Origin of the sequence: uncultured Desulfosarcina sp., assembly GCF_963664155.2 — a bacterium.
GTDB lineage: Bacteria > Desulfobacterota > Desulfobacteria > Desulfobacterales > Desulfosarcinaceae > Desulfosarcina.
Genome location: NZ_CAXXXH010000002.1, coordinates 62442 through 82601, shown reverse-complemented (window position 1 = coordinate 82601; position 20160 = coordinate 62442). Strand labels below are relative to the sequence as shown.

The 20160-nt window shown below is 59.2% G+C and carries 18 protein-coding genes; 13 read left to right on the top strand and 5 right to left on the bottom strand.

Annotated elements, in window-relative coordinates:
• Positions 1-61 precede the first annotated feature (61 nt).
• On the top strand, positions 62-502 hold the full coding sequence (locus ACHZBS_RS24575) for an iron-sulfur cluster assembly scaffold protein (protein ID WP_319409186.1): 441 nt from the start codon (positions 62-64) through the stop codon (positions 500-502).
• Positions 499-1428 carry a radical SAM protein gene (locus ACHZBS_RS24570; RefSeq protein ID WP_319409185.1) on the top strand — a complete coding sequence of 310 codons (930 nt, stop codon included), beginning with the start codon at positions 499-501 and terminating at the stop codon, positions 1426-1428. Before ACHZBS_RS24575 ends, ACHZBS_RS24570 begins: the two co-directional genes overlap by 4 nt.
• A 30-nt stretch (positions 1429-1458) precedes the next feature.
• Here the strand turns inward: ACHZBS_RS24570 and ACHZBS_RS24565 are convergent, their stop codons facing one another.
• The 5 genes from ACHZBS_RS24565 to ACHZBS_RS24545 are packed head-to-tail and all read right to left on the bottom strand — an operon-like array spanning position 1459 to position 7052.
• On the bottom strand, positions 1459-2679 hold the full coding sequence (locus ACHZBS_RS24565; protein WP_319409184.1) for an MFS transporter: 1221 nt from the start codon (positions 2677-2679) through the stop codon (positions 1459-1461).
• Complete coding sequence (locus tag ACHZBS_RS24560; RefSeq protein ID WP_319409183.1) at positions 2676-3257, bottom strand: TetR/AcrR family transcriptional regulator; 582 nt, start codon at positions 3255-3257, stop codon at positions 2676-2678. Before ACHZBS_RS24560 ends, ACHZBS_RS24565 begins: the two co-directional genes overlap by 4 nt.
• 31 nt (positions 3258-3288) lie before the next feature.
• On the bottom strand, positions 3289-3939 hold the full coding sequence (locus ACHZBS_RS24555) for a class II aldolase/adducin family protein (protein WP_319409182.1): 651 nt from the start codon (positions 3937-3939) through the stop codon (positions 3289-3291).
• A gap of 28 nt (positions 3940-3967) precedes the next feature.
• Positions 3968-5575 (bottom strand): FGGY-family carbohydrate kinase, encoded by a 1608-nt coding sequence (locus tag ACHZBS_RS24550; protein WP_319409181.1) that lies wholly within the window; start codon positions 5573-5575, stop codon positions 3968-3970.
• A 16-nt stretch (positions 5576-5591) separates the two neighbouring features.
• Positions 5592-7052, bottom strand: a complete 1461-nt coding sequence (locus ACHZBS_RS24545; protein WP_319409180.1) for an aminotransferase class III-fold pyridoxal phosphate-dependent enzyme — start codon at positions 7050-7052, stop codon at positions 5592-5594.
• 304 nt (positions 7053-7356) lie between these two features.
• On the opposite strand from ACHZBS_RS24545, the gene ACHZBS_RS24540 reads away from it, so the two are divergent.
• From ACHZBS_RS24540 to ACHZBS_RS24490, 11 genes are all read left to right on the top strand, one after another.
• Positions 7357-7842, top strand: a complete 486-nt coding sequence (locus ACHZBS_RS24540) for a glutaredoxin family protein (protein WP_319409179.1) — start codon at positions 7357-7359, stop codon at positions 7840-7842.
• 257 nt (positions 7843-8099) lie between these two features.
• Complete coding sequence (locus ACHZBS_RS24535) at positions 8100-10988, top strand: FAD-binding and (Fe-S)-binding domain-containing protein (RefSeq protein WP_319409178.1); 2889 nt, start codon at positions 8100-8102, stop codon at positions 10986-10988.
• A gap of 30 nt (positions 10989-11018) precedes the next feature.
• Positions 11019-12209 carry a class I SAM-dependent methyltransferase gene (locus tag ACHZBS_RS24530; protein ID WP_319409177.1) on the top strand — a complete coding sequence of 397 codons (1191 nt, stop codon included), beginning with the start codon at positions 11019-11021 and terminating at the stop codon, positions 12207-12209.
• Positions 12210-12257: 48 nt separating this feature from the next.
• Positions 12258-12710 carry a DUF302 domain-containing protein gene (locus tag ACHZBS_RS24525; protein WP_319409176.1) on the top strand — a complete coding sequence of 151 codons (453 nt, stop codon included), beginning with the start codon at positions 12258-12260 and terminating at the stop codon, positions 12708-12710.
• A gap of 333 nt (positions 12711-13043) precedes the next feature.
• Positions 13044-14003, top strand: a complete 960-nt coding sequence (locus ACHZBS_RS24520) for an adenylate/guanylate cyclase domain-containing protein (RefSeq protein ID WP_319409175.1) — start codon at positions 13044-13046, stop codon at positions 14001-14003.
• Between the two features lie 158 nt (positions 14004-14161).
• Entirely contained in the window at positions 14162-14416 is a 255-nt protein-coding gene (locus tag ACHZBS_RS24515) for an acyl-ACP thioesterase domain-containing protein (protein WP_324292420.1), read from the top strand.
• 24 nt (positions 14417-14440) lie between these two features.
• Positions 14441-14914, top strand: coding sequence for a hypothetical protein (locus tag ACHZBS_RS24510; protein ID WP_324292419.1), 474 nt, complete (start codon positions 14441-14443; stop codon positions 14912-14914).
• Positions 14915-15297: 383 nt separating this feature from the next.
• On the top strand, positions 15298-16560 hold the full coding sequence (locus ACHZBS_RS24505) for an FAD-dependent oxidoreductase (protein WP_319409174.1): 1263 nt from the start codon (positions 15298-15300) through the stop codon (positions 16558-16560).
• Positions 16561-16727: 167 nt separating this feature from the next.
• On the top strand, positions 16728-18974 hold the full coding sequence (locus tag ACHZBS_RS24500) for a histidine kinase N-terminal 7TM domain-containing protein (RefSeq protein WP_319409173.1): 2247 nt from the start codon (positions 16728-16730) through the stop codon (positions 18972-18974).
• On the top strand, positions 18964-19110 hold the full coding sequence (locus ACHZBS_RS24495; protein WP_319409172.1) for a hypothetical protein: 147 nt from the start codon (positions 18964-18966) through the stop codon (positions 19108-19110). Before ACHZBS_RS24500 ends, ACHZBS_RS24495 begins: the two co-directional genes overlap by 11 nt.
• Positions 19111-19119: 9 nt before the next feature.
• Positions 19120-20061, top strand: coding sequence for a pentapeptide repeat-containing protein (locus ACHZBS_RS24490; RefSeq protein ID WP_319409171.1), 942 nt, complete (start codon positions 19120-19122; stop codon positions 20059-20061).
• Positions 20062-20160 lie beyond the last annotated feature (99 nt).

Sequence of the window (20160 nt, the reverse complement as noted above, 5' to 3'; positions counted from 1 at the left end):
TGGGAATGGAACGGGTTTGAGGTTTCTGACAACAAAATGCTGAACAGTGGGACAATTGTATATGGCTGACAACTTTGATGCGTTTGTAGAAAACCTGCAGGAACGCATATTTGATGAAACCCGTGAAGCCTTCGGGGAAGCCGGCTTCCAGCGCTGGCGCCATCCGCTTTATCGCGGGCCGCTGGAAGCGCCGGATGCCCACGCACGCGTAACGGGAAATTGTGGCGACACCATGGAGATATTCCTGAAATTCGACGATCTTCGGGTGTCTGACGCCGCGTATCGCACCGATGGTTGCGGATCGAGCACGGTATGCGGCTCCTTTGCCGCGGAAATGGCCATCGGCAAAGATCCCGATGAACTGTTAACCATCACCGGCGAGGCGATTCTTGAAAAACTCGGCAGGTTTCCGGAAGAAGACCGTCACTGCGCGTTTCTGGCAGCCGACACCCTTCAGGAGGCACTGAATCAATACATGCTTTCTCGGGTAAAAAAGAAGTGAAGCCGAACCCATACCGTTATCTCTTTGGCCCGGTGCCGTCCCGGCGTTTCGGACGCTCATTGGGAATAGACCTGACACCTCACAAAACCTGCAGCCTGGACTGCGTCTTCTGCCAGCTGGGCAGAACCACCCGGAAAACGCTGGAAAGGAAGGCATACGTCCCCACGGCCGCCGTCATCGATGAAATCGACGATTGGCTGCAAACCGATGGCGATGCCGATTACCTGACCCTTTCCGGTTCCGGCGAACCCAGCCTGCATGCCGAGTTCGGCCGGGTACTGGCGCATCTTCGCGGTCAGCCCATTCCGTCGGTGCTGTTGACCAACGGCACCCTCCTGAGCCTGCCGGAAGTGCGCGATGCCGCCGCCCTGGCCCAGGTGGTCAAAGTATCCTTGAGCGCCTGGGACCAGAAATCATTCGAATGGGTCAACCGACCCCACCCGCAACTCGATTTCGGGTCATTTTTTGAGGGATTGAAACAGTTCCGCAGCGTTTTTGGCGGCCAGTTGTGGCTCGAGGTGTTCCTGCTTTCAGGCATCAACGCCATGGCCGGGGATGTCAAGAAAATCGCTGCCCTGTCACGGGAACTCAAACCCGACCGCATTCATCTCAACACCATTGCCCGGCCGCCTGCCGAGGACTTTGCCGCCGCCGTGCCCAGGGTACGACTGGAGGAACTGGCCGGCCTGTTCGATCCGCCGGCGCAGATCGCCGCCGGGTTCAGCAGCCAGCGCTCGAAAACGATCGAGGCCAATGAAGAAACGATTCTCGCCATGCTCAAACGCCGGCCCTGCACGATCAAGCATATCGAAGCGGCATTTGGCATGCACATCAACGAAGTGTCCAAGTATTTAGGTGTGCTTTTGGAGAAAAAGCAGATTCACGCCGACCGGAAAAACCAAGCGGTCTACTACACGGCCGTGTGAAGCGGCGTGCCGCCGATCCACCCAGGCGGGTCACCGGATTTGCAGCATCTCCGGATCGGTCAGTCGCGTACACAACACCAGGCTTGCCACCGCCAGGAGAACGAAAAGCCACATAAAAGGGACCACGCCGATGGTATTCATTCCCACCACGAAAAGGATTCCCGAGACCTGCCCCACCAGCAGGATCAGGCCCTGGGAAGTGGATTCCGGGGCGGGGGCACAGATTTCCGCACTGTATTGGAAACCGATGGGCCCGCCGGCGCCCAGCAGGAAAAAACCGAAGACAAAGCCGGAAATCAGGACGACCGGGTAACTGGCGGATACGGCCATAGCGATCAAGGCCGGGATTACGCCCGCCATCGCCAGAACGAGGAAGGCCTTCCGCCTCCTGAACCGATCGGAAAGCGGCGGCAGGGTCAAGCCGCCGACAATACCGGCCGCCAGCATGATGCCGCCGACGAGGCTGGTCTGCTCAATGGAAAAGCCTTTGATCTGGCAGATCTGATCGATGCAGGTACTGATCGCGTTGAAAGCCCCGAGTCCCGCAAAGAATACAACGAGAATGATCTGCATCTCCTTGCGGGAAAGGATGTGTTTTAGCCCTGCCAGGAATCGGCAAGGCACCTCCGCAGGCGTTTGGCGCTGGGCACCGTCGGGCTGCTCACGCAAAAAAACCAGCAGAAGCATCGCCGCCGCGGCAGCGGCAAAGCCATAAATCCTCAACATGGCCGTCAGATCCGCCGCTCCCTGGGCAGGCTGATCGATCAAAAAGGGCGTGGCGGTCATCACGATGATGATGCCGACAAACTGAGACAGGGTGGCGATGCCCACGGCGGTGGCCCGTTCGTTGACGGGAAACCACCGCATGGCGATCTTGGTGGCGGCGTTGATGATGAACGGCTGGGCGATAGCCAACCCCGTTTGGCATGCCAGGACCACTGCATAATCCCTGGCAAAGATGCCTTTCGCCATGGCGAAGACGCCGGTAAGCAGCGCCCCGATCCCCACACCGATGCGGATGCCATAGGTGTCGATGACATAGGACGCCGGTATGCAGACCACCAGGAAAACGATCATGAAAACCATGGCAAACAGGTCGATCTGAAGGGCCGTGGCATCGAAAAACAGCCTTGCCTCCCGGGCGATGGGGGCAAAGGTGAGCCACTGAATCTGGATGGCGGCGGTGATGATGGTGTACACCAGAAGCACCACCCAGCGATAGCCGGAAGCCTTGCCCGCGCGGCCGGTCATGCCTTTTCCTCGCATAGCCCACGGGACAGAAGCGTATACAGGTGCTCCACGACCTTCTTCCTGGTGGCCTGCCGGGGGTTTTTCAGATGATAGGCACACAGGTTTTCCACCAGCCCCACCAGGCCCACCGCAGCCAGCTTCAGGTCCACCGGGCGCAGGTACCCCTGCTCCTGGCCCACCCTGAGCTGGTCGGAAATGAAATCCACGTAGCGTTCCCGGACCCGTTCGATCTCTTTCAGAACCTGTTCGTCCATGCCGCTGGTGAGTTCATTGAAAACGATCCGGGTCAGGTCGCTGTATTTGAGGTACAGGGCGATATTGTGTTCCACCAGTTTTCTCAGGTGCTGGTGGAACGGAAGATCCGAAGAGAGCGCCTCCCGGATCTGTTCGATGATCGCCTCGATGCCGTCGGTGACCGCCGCACGGAACAGGGCCGACTTGGAGGTATAATTGTAGTAGAGGGTCCCCTTGGCCACACCGGCCGCCCGGGCGATGTCCTCCATGGTGGCCTGGTGAAATCCCTTTTTGGAAAAAACCGCAATCGCGGCCGCAAGGATCTTCTTCTTTTTCAGGTTCATCGTTTCTCACTTTTCCCGGTGTCGGCCGCCTCTACTGTTTGCGCAGTTCACGGACCAGTTGGACGGTATCTTCCGGCAGCGTCGTCACCGGCTTCCCGGTGGTCAGGGCATGGTAGTATGCCTGGGCGGTCTTTTCCAGCAGTTCGGCGTGCTTCCAGGCTTTCTCCAGATTCTTGCCGAGATTCAGCGCCCCGTGGTTCTGCATGATAAAGCAGTTGCATCGGTTAACCACGGTCCGCTTGACGTTTTCCACCAGCTCGGGTGTCCCGGAAAGAGCGTAGGGCACCACGTCCACGGTTTCGCCGATGGACAGGGCAACCTCGTCGAACAGGGCGGGAATGGCCTGGTTGATCAGGGCGAAAATGCTGGCATAGGCCTGATGGGTGTGGACCACGGCCCCCACGTCCCCCCGGCTCTGATAGATGCCCACGTGCATGCCCGTTTCGATGGAAGGCGCCAGATCGCCGGCGATGGGATTCAGGTCGAAATCCACCACGCAGATCTCTTCCGGAACCAGTTCCATGTATGGCTTGCCCGATGGGGTGATCACCAGCACCGGTTGGTCGGGGATGCGCACGGACACATTGCCGCCGGCGCTGAGCAGGGATCCGAAATAACCGTGCCGGCAGAGCCACTGGCAGCAGTCGATGACGTCCTTGCGGGGTTGCAGGTACGGGTCCATATAGCCTCCTTTGTTTTCTAACCGATGGTCAATTCCGGTTCAGGGCCGCAAAACTCTTGCGGTTGTTTTTGTACAAGGTGGTGAACACGCCATACTGCCGATCGAACATCGCCCGGTATTTCGCTCTCGGCGCGAAGACCCGCCTGGCCGGAATCATCTGCTTCACATGCGCGAAGGACGGAAGAAGCCCCAACCCAACGGCGCAGACCAGTGCCGCCCCGGCGGCACCGGCATCCTGGGGATTATCGATCGTCTCGATGCGTCTGCCGGTAACGTCGGCCATGATCTGGCACCAGACATCCGATTTGGCCCCGCCGCCCACGAATCGGACGGATTCCCGGAAAGGAATCCGCTTTTCGACGGCTTCCAGCATCCAGCGTTTGTGAAAGGCCACACCCTCCAGCACGGCGCGCACCAGCATGCGCTTACCGGTGGCCAGGCCGATGTTGAAGAACATGCCCCGGGCATGGGCATCTTCCCGCGGAGCCCGGTTGCCGTGGAGCCACGGGGTGAAGATGACACCACCGGCCCCGGCCGGCGTGCGGGCAACCACCTGATTGAGCAGGTCATAGAGGTGGCGGGTCTCCTCTTCCCTGTCCGGTCCATCGGTTTTGTCCTTCAGGTAAACGCCTATTTCGTCCAGGGCCAGGTGGTCGCGCACCCACTGCAGGCAGGCCCCGGAGGTCTCCTGTTCGGCAATGTAGTTGTACCGGCCGGGCATGGCCCCGCAGATAGCGGCGATGAAGTTGCCGATGTCCACCATGCGCTTTTCCACGTTGGCAGCCACCCACCCCGACGTACCCACGTAAATGTGGGTGTCGTTGACGCCGGTGCAGCCGGCACCGATGGCGGTCAGCGTCACATCACCTCCCCCGCCAACCACCGGTGTGCCCGCAGCCAGTCCCATCCGGCGGGCAGCCATATCGGTAAGGCCGCCAACCACTTCAGTTGCGTTTACCACCACAGGCAAATGGTCCATGTCGACCTCAAACAGGCGGCACAGCCCCTTATGCCACCCCAGCCGGCCCATGCGGGTATCGTAAAGAAAGGTGAGATGGGCCGAGTCCGCGGTCATGGCGAAGCGCCCGGTGCAGCGGTGGATCAGGTAGTCCTTCACGTCCAGCCACTTGTAGACCTGCCTGAAAATGTCAGGCTCGTTGTCACGGACCCAGTGGTATTTCCACAGCGGGTCCTTGGGGGTGGCGGCCAGACCGCCGGTTACCATCAGGGAGCGCAGCACCTTGATCCCATTCCAGCCGCTGATACGAAACAGTCCGTGGCACAGGTGCCTGGCGTGCTGAGCCACGGCCCGCCCGTCCATATAGATCATGGGATTGCGCAGCGCCATTCCTTCCCGGTTCACCAGCACCGATCCCTGCATCTGGCAGCAGAAGGCGATCCCCCCCACTGCTTCCGGCGCAATGCGGTTTTCTTTCATGATCCGGCGCGTAGACCGGCACACGGCATTCCACCAGTGGTCCGCCATCTGTTCGGCACCGCCGCCCTCGGTCATGGTCAGCGGATATTCCGCCAGACAGGACGCCACCTGCTCGATCGCGTCGCTGATCCGGTAGAGGCAGGTTTTGCTGCCGGTGGTGCCCACATCGTGGGCCAGTATGAAGAAGGACGTGTTCATCGCGCTTGCTCCACGGTTAGCCAACGGAAACGACGCCTTCGATATTTTGGAACACCCGCTCGAAGCCGGCCAGGGCATCATCGATCACCTGATCGGTATCGGCCATGGAGGTATATAGCCGGCTGCCGGCCAGGCTGATAATGCCCTCGGCGGCAAAAGCGGCGCCCATCTCCTCCATCATGTGCTTGCGCGGGCCGATTTCGGTGAAAATTGCGGGATCGGTTACCTCCAGCAGCATGACGCCGGAGGTCTGCAGGTGACAGATGGAGCCGAAATTGAAGGCCACAAACGGCAGATTGTACTTTTCGATCAGGTTCTCCAAGCCCCGGCAGAGCCGGTCGCCGGCCTGTCCGGCCCTGATGTGGGCGCCGGTCTCCTCGATGGCCTTGATGGCATGGTAGCCCGCGGCGCAGCTCAGGGGATTGGCCGCCAGGGTGCCTCCTACGTAGGCCCGGGGTTTGCCCGATTCGAGTCCTGCCGCCAGGGTGGCCATCACCTCCCGACGCCCTCCCAGACCGCCGGCCGCCGGGTATCCGCCGGCCACACATTTACCGAATACGGTCAGATCCGGAGCAACCTTGAAATAGCCCTGAGCCCCTCCTAATCCTATACGGAACCCGGTGACCACCTCATCGAATATCAACAGGGTTTCGAAGCGGTCGCACAGGTCCCGCACCTGACGGTTGAAATCGGCCGCCACCGGACGGGTGGCGCTCTCCGGTCCCAATGGCTCGACGATCACCGCCGCCGTGCCTCCGTCCTTATGGTTTTCCGCCAGCAGTTTCTCCAGCGCCTCGATATCGTTGGGGTAGACCTCCCGGGTCATTGCCAGGCAACCCTTGGGAATACCGTGAGCCTCGAAGGAACCGGTACCGGGAATGTGCAGCCCGTAGACCATTTGATCGCTCCAGCCGTGGTAGGCGCCCCCTACCTTGATGATCTTCTCCCTGCCGGTAAAACAGCGAGCGGCCCGGATGGCGGCCATCACCCCTTCGGTGCCGCTGCCCAGCATACGGAACAACTCCACCGACGGCATATGCCGGTTGATCAGTCGGGCCAGTTTCATTTCGTATTCATGAAACAGGCCGGTCACCGGGCCGCATTCCCGGATCAGGTCGATCACCCGCTCCTGTACGGGGCGGTAGTTGCTGCCCAGCACGGTGGGACCGCCGGCCTGGAGAAAATCGATGTATCGGTTGCCGTCCACGTCCCAGAGGAAGGGGCCCTCGGCTTTGGCCATGGCCAGGGGAAACGGGTAGTTGAAGGCCAGGTTATGCTGAACGCCGCCAGGAATATATGCCTTCGCGGCCTCGGTCATGGCTTTGGATCCGGCGCAGCGGGTGTCGAAATGGTCGAGGACCGCCTTCATCCGGTCCCGGCGAAGCGGCCGCATGGGTTGGCCAACCAGCGCTTTGAGCCGTTTCATGATCATGGGGGTGTCCGGCCATTGGGAAATGGCATACATGGGTTGGGTCATGGTTCGCTCCCTGGTATGTTGACGGTATGAGTTCTGGGATATTCTGACTGGTCAGTACAAAAATTAGTCGCGTGAGCCGACGATGTCAAGGTAAAACTGACCAGTCAGTACAAAAATTCGCAACGGAACTCCGCTCATCCGCTGATCGTAGAACGAAGTCGTTTATCAGCACTGCGAACGCAGGACCGGGGATAACCACGGCGACGATTCGGAAAGAAAACGGATTGACTTGGAAAGTCGTCGAATGTGTTGTACATGCAGGCCGAACAATAAGTATAAACATCCTAAAAATAGGGGGCCCCGCGTGTTCAGATTCGTGGTTATCATATTGTTGTTGTGGCCTGCTTTTGTCTCCGCCGATCTGTACCAGTGGACCGATGGAAACGGCGTGAAGCATTTTTCAAATACCCCACCGGAAAACAATACCGAAACAATGCGGCAAATGGAAGAATATGTCGGTGGCGACAATAAGGATGTCGATCGACGCAAAAGAACAATAGACGTATTTCAAACCGACACCGTGCAGGATGGGACCGATCGGGAACAAAAAAAGGACGATCCGGCGGTGGTCATCTACACGACTCCGACCTGCGGCTATTGCCACCAAGCCAAAGCCTATTTTAACCAGCACGGCATCCGGTTCACGGAATACGATGTTACCGCGTCAACACAAGCCCGCAAGGCTTTCGAAGCGCTTAACGGAAGGGGGGTTCCCCTGATCCTCATCGGTGATCAGCGCATCCCCGGTTTCAATAAATCCGCCATCAATCGGGCGCTCGGAATGCCCTGACCCTCGTTGCTGACGGGGTAACGATTCGCCCGTTCCGTCCGGAGGCATCGCTGGCGCAGCGACAAGGGTGTTCAAAAACGTCATGAGCCCCTTCACCCGTCCATCTACTTTGCGGCGGACAGGATTCTATCATTGCCAAACCACTTCCCGTGAATTAATTTTCGTAGTAACCTTCACTGACGCATGGTCCGGCCACCGGTTATGTTCCCCATGCCTATCATGGTCCGTTTAGCGCTGCTCGCCAGGAGAGAACTCGCATGCTCGACGCCGCTTACCGCCTGTTTTACAACGATCTGAAGTCCTTCATTCCTGAATCCCGCATGGCCACGGACCCCTTGCGAACCCTGGCCTACGGCACGGATGCCAGCTTCTACCGGCTGATTCCCAAAATTGTGGTCCGGGCGGACACCGAAGCCGAAGTGTCCAAAATTCTCAAACAAACCACCGATGAGAACCTTCCGGTCACCTTCCGGGCCGCCGGCACCAGCCTCTCCGGACAGGCCATCAGCGATTCGGTATTGCTGGTTGCCGGGGAATCGTGGCAGCAGTGGGAGGTTTTAGACAACGGCCGGAAAATACGGCTACAGCCAGGCATCATCGGCGCCCGGGCCAATGGCATCCTGGCCCCTTACGGACGCAAGATCGGCCCGGACCCGGCATCGATCAACGCCGCCATGATCGGTGGAATTGCCGCCAACAATGCCTCGGGCATGTGCTGCGGAACCGCCCAGAACAGCTACCAGACAGTGGACAGCATCCGCATCATACTGGCCGACGGCACCATTCTGGATACCGGCAACGCCCGGAGCCGGGATGCCTTCAAGGCAACGCACGGCCCCATGCTGGACAGACTGGGTGAACTGGCCCGGCGGGTCAAGGCGGATGCACCCCTGGCCGAGCGCATTCGCAACAAATTCAAGATCAAGAATACCACCGGCTACAGCCTCAACGCCCTGGTGGACTTCAGCGACCCCTTCGACATCATCACCCACCTGATGATCGGCTCCGAGGGGACCCTGGCATTTATCTCTCAGATCGTCTACCGGACGGTGGCATCCCCGCCCTTCAAAGCTTCGGCCTTGATGATGTTTCCGCAGATCGAGGGTGCCTGCCAGACGGCCCATCGGATGCAGGCCCTGCCCGTGGCAGCGGCTGAATTGATGGACCGGGCCTCCCTGAGCAGCGTGGAGGAAAAGGCGGGCATGCCATCCATGATTCGTGGTGTCTCCCCCACCACCACCGCCTTGCTGGTGGAAACCCAGGCGGCTGATTTTGCCACCCTGTCGACCAATATCCAGACCATTGCCGACGCATTGGAAAAGCGGGTGACCCTGCGCACAACCGACGATGGTAGAACTCACGAATGGCATTTGGCGGGAACAAACCAGGCCTTTTCAGCGACCTTCACGGACGATGCCGGCCGGAGCGACGGCCTGTGGAAGGTCCGCAAGGGACTGCTGCCCTCCGTGGGTGCCGTTCGGAACCCGGGCACCACGGTGCTCATCGAGGATGTGGCTTTTCCCATCCACAGTCTGGCCCCGGCCACCCTGGACCTGCAGAGCCTTTTTTCAAAGCACGGCTACCGCGAGGCCATCATTTTCGGTCATGCCCTGGCCGGCAACCTGCATTTCGTCTTTTCGCCCAATTTAGGGCATCCGGCCGAACTGGACCGCTACGCCCGCTTCATGGACGATATCGCCCACATGGTGGTAAATGTCTATGACGGGTCGCTCAAGGCCGAGCACGGCACCGGCCGCAATATGGCCCCGTTTGTTGAAAAAGAGTGGGGCAGCAATGCCTACGGCCTTATGCGGGAGATCAAGGAGATCTTCGATCCCGGGAGTCTGCTCAACCCTGGCGTAATTCTCAATCCCAATCCGACGGTTCACCTGGAGAACCTCAAGCCCCTGCCGCCGGCCGATCCGCTGATCGACGCATGCATGGAGTGCGGTTTCTGCGAATGTCACTGCCCATCACGGAACCTGAGCCTGACCCCCCGCCAGCGCATCGTGATCCAGCGGGAGATCGCCCGCCTCATCGTCTCGGGAGACAATGCGGCCCGGTTGGCTGAACTGAAAAAAGGGTACAACTGGCAGGGCGAAGCCACCTGTGCCGCCGACGGACTGTGCGGAGTGGCCTGCCCGGTGGATGTGGACACGGGCAAGTTCACCAAGGCCTTCCGCGGGCGGGCGGTCAAAGGCCAACCCTACCAGTGGCTGGCCGATCAGGCAGCCGATCATTTCGGCCCCCTGACCGCCGGCATCCAGGCCGGCCTCAGAGTGGCCGACGGACTGCACCGCCTCATCGGTACCGGAGCCATGAAGCACCTGGCCGGATCCTTGAGGCGCCTGTCCGGCGACCGTCTGCCGGCCTGGCTGCCCTCACTGCCGACGGCGGCTGCACCTCCCCGGACCCGATCCACCGCTCAGGGAGAAAGGGCGGTGGTCTATTTTCCGGCCTGCGTCAGCCGGACCATGGGACCCGCGGCGGGCGACCCGCTGACCGACCCGCTGCATGTGGTTACGGAAAGGGTCTTGCGCCGGGCCGGCTACCGGGTGATCTATCCCGAGAAAATGGACAGCCTGTGCTGCGGGCTGCCCTTCGAGAGCAAGGGATTCTTCGACCAGGCGAACCGCAAATCCGACGACCTGGAAAAATCGCTGCTGGCCGCCTCCGGCAACGGACGGCTGCCCGTGCTGTGCGATACCAGTCCCTGCCTTGAGCGCATGCGACGCACCTTAGGGCCGCAGCTGACCCTCTTTGAGCCGGTGGAATTCACCGCCGCCCATCTGCTGGATCGGCTGGCCATCACCAAAACCGAGGATCCGGTGGCCCTGCACATCACTTGCAGTGCGCGCAAAATGGGTCTGGACAACGCCTTCATGACCGTAGCCAACGCCTGTGCCGAAACCGTGGTGGTTCCGTATGGCATCGAATGTTGCGGATTTGCCGGAGATCGGGGTTTCAACGTGCCGGAGCTCAATGCATCGGCCCTGGCCGGCTTGAAAAAAGCCGTCGCCGGCTGCATCGCCGGCTATGCCAACAGCCGCACCTGCGAAATCGGCCTGTCCCACTACAGCGGCATCCCCTATCGATCCATCATGGTCCTGGTGGATCAGTGCACCCAAGCAACCGATATCCGATAACAGAAAACGGAAGACCGAGGAAAATAACGGATGCCATCTGTAATCTTGAAACCCAAACGGGAAAAATCGCTACTCAACCGCCATCCCTGGGTGTTCTCCGGCGCCATCGTTCGGGTTGACGGGGACCCTCGGCCGGGAGATACGGTTGATGTTCTCGCCGGCGACGGCCGCTGGCTGGCCCGGGGAGCCTATTCACCCCGATCCCAGATCCGCGTCCGCGTCTGGTCATTCGATCCGGCGGAAGAGATAGACACGGGGTTTTTCGAAACACGCCTGCGGCAGGCGCTGGATCTTCGCCGGCAGATAACGGCAGGCTCCGCTATCAATGCCTACCGGCTCATATGTGCGGAATCGGACGGATTGCCCGGACTGATTGTCGACCGCTACGACCGTTGGGCGGTCTGCCAGTTTCTAAGCACCGGGAGCGAGTATTGGAAATCGACCATCGTCCGCTGCCTCGGCGATCTCATGCCCGGCCTGTCAGGCATCTACGAGCGCTCAGACGTGGATGTTCGCAAAAAAGAGGGGTTGCCCATAGCCACCGGCAGCCTGTCCGGAAAAGAACCGCCCGACCATGTCGACATCAACGAAAATGGCTGCCGCTACCGGGTAGACCTCAAGGGCGGACATAAAACCGGCTTCTACCTCGATCAGCGGGAAAACCGGACCTGCGTGGCCGCCTATGCGCGGGGTGCCGACATGCTCAACTGCTTCGCCTACACCGGCGGGTTTGCCGTTGCCGCCCTCAAAGCCGGCGCCGCCCACGTGGTCAACATCGATTCCTCGGCAGCCGCCCTGGAACTGGCCCGCCTCCATGTGGAACTGAATGAACTGGACGGCACACGGGTGGATCAGGTGACCGGCGATGTATTCAGCCTGCTCCGTCGGTACCGCAAGGATGGGCGGACCTTTGACGGGGTTGTGCTCGACCCGCCGAAATTCGTTAACGCCAAAGGCGACCTGATGAAGGCCAGCCGAGGGTATAAGGACATCAACCGGCTGGCCTTTGAGCTGCTGCGTCCCGGCGGAACACTGTTCACCTTTTCCTGCTCCGGCCTGATGGGACGCGACCTGTTTCAAAAGATCGTAGCCGACGCAGCCCTGGATGCCGGCCGCCGGGCGGTGATTCTTCAGTGGCTGAGCCAGTCGCCGGATCACCCCACGGCGCTGAATTTTCCTGAAGGCAGCTATCTCAAGGGGCTGGTGTGCCGGGTGGTTTAGCTGCTTTGACTGAAAGCTGAACGTTTTTGGACAAAAGGAGAAATACTCATGAAAAAGATCATTCTCATGCTTGTATTGACGGTTTTCATGGCCGGTCCGGCCGCCGCCCAGGGTGGGCTGGTCAGTGTAAAAAGCAGCCATGATGTGGTTACCACCGCCAACCGGCTGGAGAGCGCCTTGAAAGAAAAAGGCGTCACCGTATTTGCACGGATCGACCACGCCGCCGATGCCCGGCAGATCGGCCAGACACTGATGCCCACCCTGCTGATCATTTTCGGCAGCCCGGCCATGGGGACGCCATTGATCCAGCGCAGCCGGTCCATCGGCATCGACCTCCCTTTAAAGGCCCTGATCTGGGAAGACCGAGCGGGACAGGTTTGGTTCACCTACAATGCCCCGGACTACCTGGTCCACCGCCACGGAATCACCGAAATGGGAGAAAGCGTCCAGAAGATGGAGCAGGCACTGTCCAATTTTGCCATGGCGGCCACGCTGCCCTGACACGGTCAACCGCCACATCCCATCGCGCACCTCGGGCTCCTTTCCGGAAAAACGGTTCGTAAAATAGAACTTTTCTTATATAGAAGAATGCTACTTTATAGGAACCAGACTTTCTTAAATCATGTTGCCGTTGCTGCAAACCTTTCCATGTGTTAAGAATAGTGGACTTTCCCAGTGCGGCGATCTCGACCCCGACACCTCAATTCAGCCAACGGCGTTTTCCGGGCTATCGCTGCTGCCGCCTCCTGACAAAATGGCGCTGATCCGGTCCGGACCGATGGCCCATTCGGGGGTGTCATGCAGGAAACCGGTCATGAGGCGAAGAAGACCAAGATGCCATCATCCGACGTTCTGACCCCCGCACCCAGCCTGCAATGGCAGGACGAAAACGGTGTGCCCCACCACCTCGCTCTGACCGACAAGATATTCCTCGGCCGGGTTTGCCGCGGTATCGAAAGGGACAAATGTATCCTCGTTCGCAATCCAATGGTTTCCCGGGATCATGCCGTGGTCCGGCTGACCCGGCAGGGGGTCGAAATCACCGACATGAGCAAAAACGGAACCTGGATCAACGACGTCCGCATGGCACCGGGCGCCTCCCGACGGCTTGCGGATGGGGATCGCATCACCCTGGGCGGCACATCCATCCATATCTCCTGCCCGGATCTGGCGGCCCAGCGGGAAGAGGAAAACTGGATGGAGCAGACCGCCATCCGACCGTCTGCAGTCTGCATCACCAGCCTCGTGGCCGATGTTCGGGGATTCTCGGCATTTTCCCAGAAGACCGATTCGGCGCTGGTATACACCCTCATCAAGGAGATTTTCTCCCGATTCAGCACCATTGTGAACGAGCACCAGGGCACGGTCAAAGATTATGCCGGTGACGCTGTCTTCGCCTTCTGGGAACACCCTGACGGCTTTTCCGCCGACCAACCGCTGGCAGCCTGCCAGGCCGCCATCAGCCAGCTGCACAGCGTTCCGGAAATCCACCGGCAACTGACGGACCGGGGGTTTCCAATTCCCCCGCCGGTGCTGGGCTGGGGGCTGACCACCGGCCAGGTTACCCTTTCCCATTACGGGTCCCGATCCGCCGGTTTGGCTTTGGTGGGAGATTGCATCAACCTGGCGTTCCGCCTCTCTTCCATGGCCAACAAAACACTGCCCGCGCCCATTGTCCTGTGCCGGGAAACCGCATCCCGGGTAATGCGGAAACTGCCGCTTGTGGACCTGGGAGACCAGGAAATTAGGGGCCGGACCGGACAGGAGCACCTTTTCGGCATCCAACCGGCGTGAAACATCCAGTCCAGCGGAAAGAAACGCCTATACCGGCCAGCGCCTTGCGGCCACCGATCGCCGTCTGCCCATTCAGATTGGCTTCCAGTGGTTTGTCCACCGCTTGAATTTCGACAACATTATTCCAAATCGCTTTCATTCGATCGAGAATCCGCACTATGAATCCCAGACACACCACCGCGTTCAGTGTTCACCTGCACCACATCGGCTCCAACGGCTTGGCCCGGCCGAGCCTGTTCTTCGATTGCTTCCAGGATGCGGCCAGTGAACAGAGCGCCCTCCTGGAATTTTCCATCCGCGAGTTGATGGAACGCGGCCTCACCTGGGTGGTATCGCGCTATCGGGTCAAGGTCTGCCGCTATCCCCGTTGGCAGGAACGAATCCGGGTGACCACCTGGCGCTCGCCGCCGTAGGGCCACACCGCCCCCCGGGAGTTCGTGATCCTGGATGCCGACCACCGGACTATTGCCCAGGCTCGGGGCATTTTCATCCTCCTGGATCGCTCCACAAACCGGCTGGTCTCTCCAACCGATAGCCTCCCCGGGTATCCCACGGCGGACGAGACGGTCTTCGCGGACGATTTCCAAGTGCTGCCGGCAGTCTCTTTCCCGGACCGATCCACCCGAATTCATGTCCTCCGGGATGATCTCGATCTGAACCGCCACGTCAACAATACCCGCTACCTTACGTTTGCTCTGGAAAGCGTTCCCGAAGCGATCATAGGAAGTCATGTGCCAGATCTCATCGATATCTCGTTCCTGAAGTCGGCAGGGTATGGCGACACCATCCAATCCCTGGTCCAGCAGCATCAGGACCACGGCGGCCAGACCCAATTCATTCACCAGCTTGTGGGTGAACCGAACCCGCTGGACTATTGCCGGGTCTCAACACATTGGAAAAGGATGTCATAGCACCCAACCATCGCTTTTTGCCAAAATCACCCGGTTGTCCGAGGCAGCGGTGCCAATCGACTGGGTCGCAGAAATCATCAACCTGCCGGACGGCAAGGGCCAGCCGCTTAAACCCAATCGGATGGATCCACACCCCTCCTCGGCCAACAGCTCGCCATTCCTTCCAATCTTGGCCCTATCCAAGATTCGCAGGTAGAATCCGATCGCAACGGCTGCAAAAATACAGCGGCAGGCAAGTCGTGAAACCTGCCATGGCCCAGCAGAGCATCAGCCGAGGGATTGTGGCGGCCATTTGATAAAATTCTAATCGATATTTCATTTCGTCGCCGGTTTGGTTATAAGGGCGTCGCGAAACCTAATAATGGTAAGAGGAGTTGCTCACCATGAACCATAGCACATCCAGTCACAGTGACATCCTGGTAGCGGGCGGCGGCGTCATCGGTCTGGCCTGCGCCTATTACCTGACCCGGGCCGGACAATCGGTCCGTATCATCGAACAGGAAGGCATGGGCGCCGGCGCGTCCCACGGCAATTGCGGTCTGATTTTCGTCAGCGATCTGCCGCCCCTGTGCGTCCCCGGCGCCATCGGCCATGAACTGATCCGCACCCTGAAGGGGACGTCGCCCCTGTATATCAAACCGCGGCCGGATCTATCCCTGGCCTTCTGGCTGGTCCGGTTTGCCGCCAACTGCAACCCGCGCCACCTGAATCACGCCATCAAGGCGCGGGACGGCATACTGCGGGTTTCAGGAGAACTATTCAGCGAGCTGATTGCCGAGGAGGAACTGGCCTGTGATTTCGAACAACGCGGGGTGCTTATGGCCTTTACCGACCCGGCGACCATGCAGGGCTATGAAAAAACCAACCGCCTGCTGGAGCCCTTCGGGCTGGCCGCGACCTTCCTCGATCGCAAGGCCATCCAGCAAACCGAGCCGGCGCTGAACCAACGGGTCTGCGGCGGATGGCACCATCGGGCGGACAGCCACCTGCGACCGGAATTGCTCATGGCCGCCTGGACCCGGGCAGCCCGGGAAAAGGGTGTGCGCATCGATGAGGGCTGCCGGCTGGAACGCTTCGACACCCGCAAGGGGAAGGTAACCGGCGCGCAAACGAGCGCCGGCCGTTTCACGGCCGACCAGTTCATCCTGGCCACCGGCGCCTGGACCCCGGCCATCGGTCGCCAGCTGGAAGTCCGCATCCCCGTCCAACCGGGCAAAGGATACAGCATCACCATGGACCGGCCGGCCGTCTGTCCCCAAACCCCCTGCTATCTCGTTGAAAGAAACGTCGTCGTGACCCCATGGCAGAGCGGCTACCGCCTCGGCGGCACCATGGAGTTTTCCGGTTTCGATGACCGACTGAACGAACGGCGGCTGAAAAACCTGGAAACATCGGCAGCGCTTTACCTGCAAACACCGGTGGGTCGGCGGGTAACCGAACGATGGACGGGCCTGCGCCCCATGAGTGTGGACGACCTGCCCATCATCGACCGCGCACCCCGTTTTAACAATCTCTATATCGCCACCGGCCACGGCATGCTGGGGCTCTCCACCGCGACAGGAACCGGCCGGCTGATCACGGACATGATTCTCGGTCGGCAGCCGCCCTTCGATCCCCTGCCCTTTTCAATAAAACGATTTGGCTGATGGTCGGATGGGACACACGAGATCAAAAACACTAATTTTTTTCTTCCGACGGCCGATAAACGACTAACGCAACGAAATCGGGACACACGGCCATGAACCACAGGATATCATTACCGGCTGCCGGACCCTGTCCGCCGGCCCATGTCCAATAGACCAGGAAAACAGAATTGCTCGGAATCGATCTACAACTCTTTTATATCATTCAGGCCTTTGCCGCTTCAGCCATATCCGCGGCACTGATCGTCTACCTGGTACCCCGGTGGCAAACTCCCAGCACACGATCGCTGATGTTGCTGATGGGATCCGTGGCAATCTGGTCCTTTTGCTACGGAATGGAATTCAAGAGCCCCTCGTTGGCGGCCAAACTCGAGTGGGTTCGCGCCGAATATCTGGGCGCGGCCTGGACGGGATTGTTTTTTTTCCGGTTTTCCATGGCTATTTCCGGAAGGAAATCCTGGATGGCCGGCCCCAAAAGCTGGAGCATGTTCATTGTCCCCCTGCTGACGCTTGTCGGGGTCTATACCAACGACCGCCACCATCTGATCTGGGTCTCCGCCTGGATCGATGGCAGCGGCCCGGTGCCGACCATGGCCTACATTCGCGGCATCGGATTCTGGATATTTGTGGGATTCTCCTACGGCCTTCTCCTGGCGGCCACCTTCGTTCTGTTTCACACCTTTCTCGGATCCGGAAAACTTGAGCGAAGAAATTTTTTGGTGCTGATGGTCGGCCTGGCGGCCCCTTGGGTTAGCAATATCCTTTACCTGATAGAGATCGCCCCTGTCCGTCATCTGGATCTCACCCCCTTTGCCTTTGCGATCAGCGGAGTCACTTTTTTTTGGGGTGTCATCCGGCATCAAATTCTGGAACTGATCCCCATTGCCCGCGATGCGGTGATCGAAAGCATGAAAGACGCCGTTTTCGTGCTGGACCTCCAAAACCGGGTCATCGACCTGAATACGGTCGCCAAACAGCTGATTCCCGGACAACCGCCGGCAATCGTGGGAAAAGCGTTGTCGACCCGGTTCCCTGACCTTTATGAGCTGATGAATAAAAGCCTGATGTCCGGGACGGATGACTCAGAGATGGCCGTAACCATCCGTGGCACTAAAGTTTTGTGGCGGATAAGAATTTCCGAGCTCCAAGGGAGCGGTCAAACGCCATGCGGCCGGCTGATCACGCTTCAGGACATCACCGAACGGCGACGCAATGAAATCGCCCTTCGGGAAAGCGAAGAAAAATTCCGCAGCATCAGCGCCAATGCCCTGGACGGTATCGTCATGATCGATCCCTCAGGGCGCGTCTCCTTCTGGAATAAGGCGGCTAAACAGATATTCGGCTACCATCAAGATGAAATTTTGGGAAAGGATCTGCACGGCCATCTGGCCCCCAAGGAATATCAAGCGCAATTCCGGAACGCTTTTTCAGACTTTCAGCAGACCGGAAGCGGTCAGGTACTGGGGAAAACCATCGAAATCCAGTGTCTTCGAAAAGACGGCGATATCTTTCCAGCGGAACTGTCTCTCTCTCCCCTGAAATTGAACGGTCAGTGGCATGCGGTGGGCATTGTGCGCGACATTACTGAACGCAAGAAAACCCAGGATTACCTGATCCAGACCGAAAAAATGATTTCCCTGGGCGGACTGGCAGCAGGGATGGCCCACGAAATCAACAATCCGTTGGCCGGGATCCTCTCCAACATCCAAGTCATGCGCATGCGCCTGCTCAGCGACTTGCCGGCCAACCTCAGCACGGCAAAAGAATGCGGACTGGACTTCAAAAGCATGTGGGCCTATATGGGCAAACGGGGCATCCTGGAAATGATCGAGGCCATTGACCAATCCTGCCAGCGGGCGGCCACCATTGTCCGCAACATGCTTGCTTTTTCACGCAAAAGCGACACCGTTTTCTCCAATCAGGATCTCACGGAATTGCTGGACCAGACCGTTGTGCTGGCCGGCAATGATTTCCATTTCCAAAGACGACACGACTTCCGTCAGATTGACATTGTGCGCGACTATGCACCTGATATCCCCCCGATTGCTTGTGACGCGACCCAGATTCAGCAGGTATTGCTCAATATTTTTAAAAACGGGGCCCAAGCCATGTGGGAAACGGCGGATCGTCACCGGACACCACAATTCATCCTCAATGTATATACAGACCGTAAATATGGATGTATCTCCATTACGGACAATGGCCCCGGCATGAACGAGGAAACCCGAAAACGCATCTTCGAACCCTTTTACACCACCAAGCCCACCGGTTCCGGCACAGGGCTGGGCTTGTCCATCGCCTACTTCATCGTGACCGAAAACCACGGCGGTATACTCTCCGTGGCCGCCACACCCGAAAAGGGAACCACGTTCACCGTCAAACTGCCATTGAAACGCAGAGGCGGGAATGGTCCTTGACCCCATCAACGTAAAACCGGTGGAGAAAAGAGCTCACAACGCCCACGCCGGGAACCGCGCCATTCTATTTTTCGTTGCCTTCTTGCGCAGCCGGAACATGCGCCGGACCGGCAGTGTAAACGACGAGCCGGATTAGGCAGTGACTGTGCCCCTAACGCTCATAAAAACCAGGTTGGCCATCGGTGCAGTGGTGGCGATGATCGTGCTCTTTGGCATGTTTAGCCGTCTACTCGCCCCAAAAACCATGCGCGAGCGGCTGGAAGCCAGCCGAACCTGCCGGCTCTGTGACCTGAGGGGGACGGATTTGAAAGGAGCCGACCTGACCGGTGCCGATCTCATGGGCGCCATTTTAAAGGAAACGGACCTGACCGGGGCGCTGCTGAGCCATGCCGATCTGACCCATGCCGACGTCAGATATGCCCGCCTCCAGAATGCCGTGCTCGACGGAGCTACCTGGGTCAACGGGCAAACCTGCGGACCGGGCTCGACCGGACGGTGTCTGACGCCGGAAACCGCCGCTCTGATAGCTTCCCGTCAGTGCCACAACTGCAATCTGAAAGCCGCCACGCTGGCATCGCTGGACCTGGGAGGTGCATTTTTGAAAGGGGCGAACCTGTCGCAGGCGACACTATCCCACGCGAGCCTCGCCGGTTCGGACCTGACGCGGGCCAACCTGACCCGGGCCGTGGCCCGGCATGCCGGCTTTCAGAAAAGCCTCCTGCTTGAAGCCGATTTCACCGATGCGGACCTCATCGGCTGCGATTTTTCCGAGGCATACCTGAGAAGATCACTCCTGGTGAATGCCACCTTGACGGATGCAGTTCTGGAAAAGGCGGATCTGCAGCAGGCCGTCCTGCATGGAGCGGTGCTGACCGCAGCCCGCCTGACGGGAGCGGACCTTTCCGGAGTCAGCCTCAAAATGGCGGATCTGTCCAGGACTGACTTTACCGGGGCCAACCTGGATGGTGCCAACCTGGTAGGCGCCAGCATCGAAGGGGCAACCTTCACCGACGCCTACCTGGCGGGCGCCGTTTGGGTCAACGGAAAACGCTGCGAGGCCGCCTCCATCGGCCGGTGCAACCAATAATAGCTCAACGGTCAAAGCTGAAAGGTGAAGGTTGAAAACGGGTCGGTTTCGCTTTTCCGCTTTCCGCCAATTGCATTATTCCTTATTTTTCACCTTTGA